Annotated in this window: 3 protein-coding genes and 1 pseudogene; 1 reads left to right on the forward strand and 3 read right to left on the reverse strand. The window is 68.4% G+C overall.

The window, feature by feature from the left end:
- Positions 1-943 (forward strand): chromate transporter (locus DBR23_RS00910; protein WP_233250209.1); only part of this gene is annotated, 943 nt, incomplete at its 5' end.
- A gap of 85 nt (positions 944-1028) precedes the next feature.
- Here DBR23_RS00910 and DBR23_RS00915 read toward each other — a convergent pair.
- The 3 genes and pseudogenes from DBR23_RS00915 to DBR23_RS00925 all read right to left on the reverse strand — a co-directional run.
- Entirely contained in the window at positions 1029-1631 is a 603-nt protein-coding gene (locus DBR23_RS00915; protein ID WP_056062923.1) for an isochorismatase family protein, read from the reverse strand.
- Positions 1632-1719: 88 nt separating this feature from the next.
- Positions 1720-2634, reverse strand: coding sequence for a ribose-phosphate diphosphokinase (locus tag DBR23_RS00920; RefSeq protein ID WP_108497007.1), 915 nt, complete (start codon positions 2632-2634; stop codon positions 1720-1722).
- 2 nt (positions 2635-2636) lie between these two features.
- Positions 2637-3413: pseudogene (locus tag DBR23_RS00925) on the reverse strand (thymidine phosphorylase); the annotation flags it as partial.

The raw sequence follows: 3413 nt of genomic DNA on the forward strand, positions 1-3413 counted from the left end.
GCACCGCATCGGCACCCGCGCGCTCAAGAACGGCTGGATGTGGGGCATCGCTGCCGCATCGTTTGTGGCGATCTTCGCGTTCGACACGCCCTTCCCCGCCATCGTGCTGGCGGCCGGGCTCATCGGCTACTTGGGCGCGCAGCGCTGGCCCACTGTGTTTGCATTGGGGGGCGGCCATGCCAATGCCCACAAGGGCTTTGGCCCCGCGCTGATCGATGACGACACGCCAACGCCTGCCCATGCGCGCTTTTCTCGCGTCCACCTGGTCAAGGTGCTGGCGGCGGGGCTGGCGCTATGGCTCGCCGCCATGGGCCTGCTGGTGGCCACCCAGGGTTGGCAAGGCACGCTCACGCAGATGGGATGGTTCTTCACCAAGGCTGCCATGCTCACCTTTGGGGGCGCCTATGCCGTGCTGCCCTATGTGTACCAGGGCGCGGTGGAGCACTACCAGTGGCTCAGCGGCCCGCAGATGATTGACGGCCTGGCCCTGGGCGAGACCACCCCTGGCCCGTTGATCATGGTGGTGGCGTTTGTGGGTTTTGTGGGCGGCTGGCTGCAACAAGTGTGGGGGGCAGACGCGCTGTTTGCCGGCGCCGCAGCGGCAGCCGCCGTGGTGACGTTTGTGACCTTTTTGCCCTCATTCATCTTCATCCTGGCAGGCGGCCCGCTGGTGGAGGCCACGCACGGCAAGCTGGGCTTTACGGCGCCGCTGTCGGCCATCACCGCCGCCGTGGTGGGCGTGATCCTGAACCTGGCGCTGTTTTTTGCCTACCACCTGCTGTGGCCACAAGGATTTGGCGGCCACTTCGATGCCGTGTCGGCGGTGATCGCCGTGGGTGCGCTGGTGGCACTGTTCCGCTTCAAGCTGGGCGTCATGCCGCTGCTGGGCGGCTGTGCCCTGGTGGGCCTGGCAGTCAAGCTGGCAACGCCCTACTTCGCCTGACCGGAACCTGCATCAGTCACTATTATTTTGATAGCTTCCAGCGCATGAAAATCATGCGCTAGCAGCCAATTTGGCTTGAAAAGCGCTATTTGATCAGCCCGAGCACGTCCTTGAACGCCGGGTGCTCGCAGCTGCCCAGCCATTCAAACGCCACCATCTCGGTGGTCACCAGCTCAGCGCCTGCGCCGGCCAGGCGGTCGAAGGCGGCGTCGCGGTTGCGTTCGGTGCGCGAGCCGCAGGCGTCGGTCACCACCCACACTTCAAACTCGTCGTCGATCAGGTCCAGCGCGGTCTGCAGCAGGCAGACATGGGCTTCGCACCCGGCAATGACGATGGTGCCGCGCTCTGCCGCCAGCGGTGCGGGCTTTTGCAGGTGCTTGGGCAGGCTGCGCGCATTGCCGCCCTGGGGCTTGGCGGGAGGGCGCAGCCATTCGCCCAGGCCTTCCTCGGCGGCGCTGAAGTGCATCTTGGCCAGGGTCTTCTGGCACAGGGCGCGCAGCGCGGCGTCGTTGGCGCCCAGGCGCGAGGGGTTCTGCTCGGTGCCCCACACGGGCACATCCAGCATGCGGGCGATCTCGGCCAGGCGGCGGGCGTTGGCCAGCACGGCGGGGCCTTCGTGGATGGCGGGCATCAGGCGCTCCTGGTAATCGACCAGGACGAGTTGGGATTCGGTGGCGTCAAGCAGCATGGTGGGACCGTTTCTGTGTTCGTTGAATCGCTGTGCGGGCGCAGCGTGGAAGGCAATGGCGCATTGTCGCAGCCCGAGCCCGGGGTTTTCAGGTGCGAAGGACGGACTGCAGCGCCGTTGCCAGCGGCCCGGCCATGGCCACGGCGTTGCTCGGGTGCGGGATGCAGTCCGTGCTCCACACCTCCCCCACCCCGGCTTCATGCAGCACCTGCAGCGCATCGCCCGCAAACAGCGCATGCGTCACCGCCACATCCACCGAGGCGGCACCCGCCTGCAGCAGCAGCCGCGCGGCCAGCGCCAGCGTGCGGCCGGTGCTGGCCATGTCGTCCAGCAGCACCACCGCCCTCCCCTGGACGTTGAGCGCGGGCAGTTCGATGGCCACATGGCGGTCGCCATGGCGCACCTTGGTGCACACCGCGTGGTCAAAGCCGTGGCGCGCGGCGGCCTGGGCAATCCACTGGGCGGATTCGCCGTCGGGCCCCACCAGCAAAGCATTCGGGCGGCGCTGGGCAATCAGGTCGGCCAGCGGCTCGGCACCGCTGAGCACCACCGCCTGCGGCACGGGGATGGCCTGCTCGAGCCGGTCAATGCGGTGCAGATGCGGGTCCACGGTGACCACCGCATCGAACAGGCCCGCCAGAAACCCACCCACCACCTGCTGGCTCACGGCCTCACCGGGGTGGAAGGCGATGTCTTGCCGCATGTAGGCCAGGTACGGCGCCACCAGCGTGAGGTGGTATGCACCCAGGCTGCGGGCCGTGCGTGCGGCCAGCAGCAGCTCCACCAGCTTTTCATTGGGCTGGTGCAGGCTGCGCAGCAGCACGGCGTGCCGTGGCAGGCGGCCAGTGGTCTCGTCCACCGGCAGGCGCAGCTTGAGTTCGCCATCGGGAAAACGGTGGCGTTCGATGGCATGGGCAGGCAAACCGGCGGCCTGCGCCAGGCGCAGCGCAGGCGCGGCTTCGTCGTCGAAATACAGCACACAGGGGGCTTCGGGCGGTGTCATGGTCAGAACTCCACGAACACGCGTGGCACCTCATCGGCCGTGCCCAGGCGGTAGCCGCTGTCGCGTTCGCACGCATGGCGCGCAAACTCCAGGTCGGCGGGGTAGCTGGCGTGCACGCGGTACAGCAGGTCGCCGGCGGCCACGGTGTCGCCCAGCTTGTGCATCAGGTCCACCCCGGCGCCCGGCACCTTGGGCGCCCCGGCCAGCCGGGCCACGCGGGCGATCTGATAGTTGTCGACGCCCGCCACCACGCCGCTGGCGGGCGCCACCACGTCCAGCGTCAGCACACCCAGTGCCGGGTGGTTGTGGTCAAACCCCGTGCTGCCCTGGGCGGCAATGATGGCGTTCATGCGCGCCAGCGCCCGGCCGGAGTCAAGGATGTCGCGCGCAATCGCGTAGCCGTCGCCGCCGCGCACATCAGGGTCGCACTCGATCAGGCGTCCGGCCAGGCGCAGCGCCTTCTGCCGCAGGTCGTCAGGCGCGCGCGGGTCGTTCTGCAGCACGCGCATCACATCGCGCGCCTCCAGCACCGGGCCCACGCCGTTGCCCACGGGCTGGCGGCCATCGGTGATGACCACGTCCAGCGACAGACCCATGCGCCGCGCCACATATTCAAACAGCCGCCGCAGACGCTGCGCCTCAGGCATGGACCGCACCTTGGCCGTGGGGCCGATGGGAATGTCGAGCACCAAGTGCGTGGCACCGGCCGCCACTTTTTTGGACAGGATGGACGCCACCATCTGCCCGGCGGAATCGATGGACAGCGGCCGCTCCACCGA

This window comes from Acidovorax sp. HMWF018, assembly GCF_003061035.1.
Taxonomy (GTDB): Bacteria; Pseudomonadota; Gammaproteobacteria; order Burkholderiales; family Burkholderiaceae_C; genus Acidovorax; species Acidovorax delafieldii.

Bases quoted from the DNA above. Each gene is read 5' to 3' on its own strand.
- DBR23_RS00915 (WP_056062923.1), bottom strand. From the start codon at position 1,631: ATGCTGCTTGACGCCACCGAATCCCAACTCGTCCTGGTCGATTACCAG.
- DBR23_RS00920 (WP_108497007.1), bottom strand. From the start codon at position 2,634: ATGACACCGCCCGAAGCCCCCTGTGTGCTGTATTTCGACGACGAAGCC.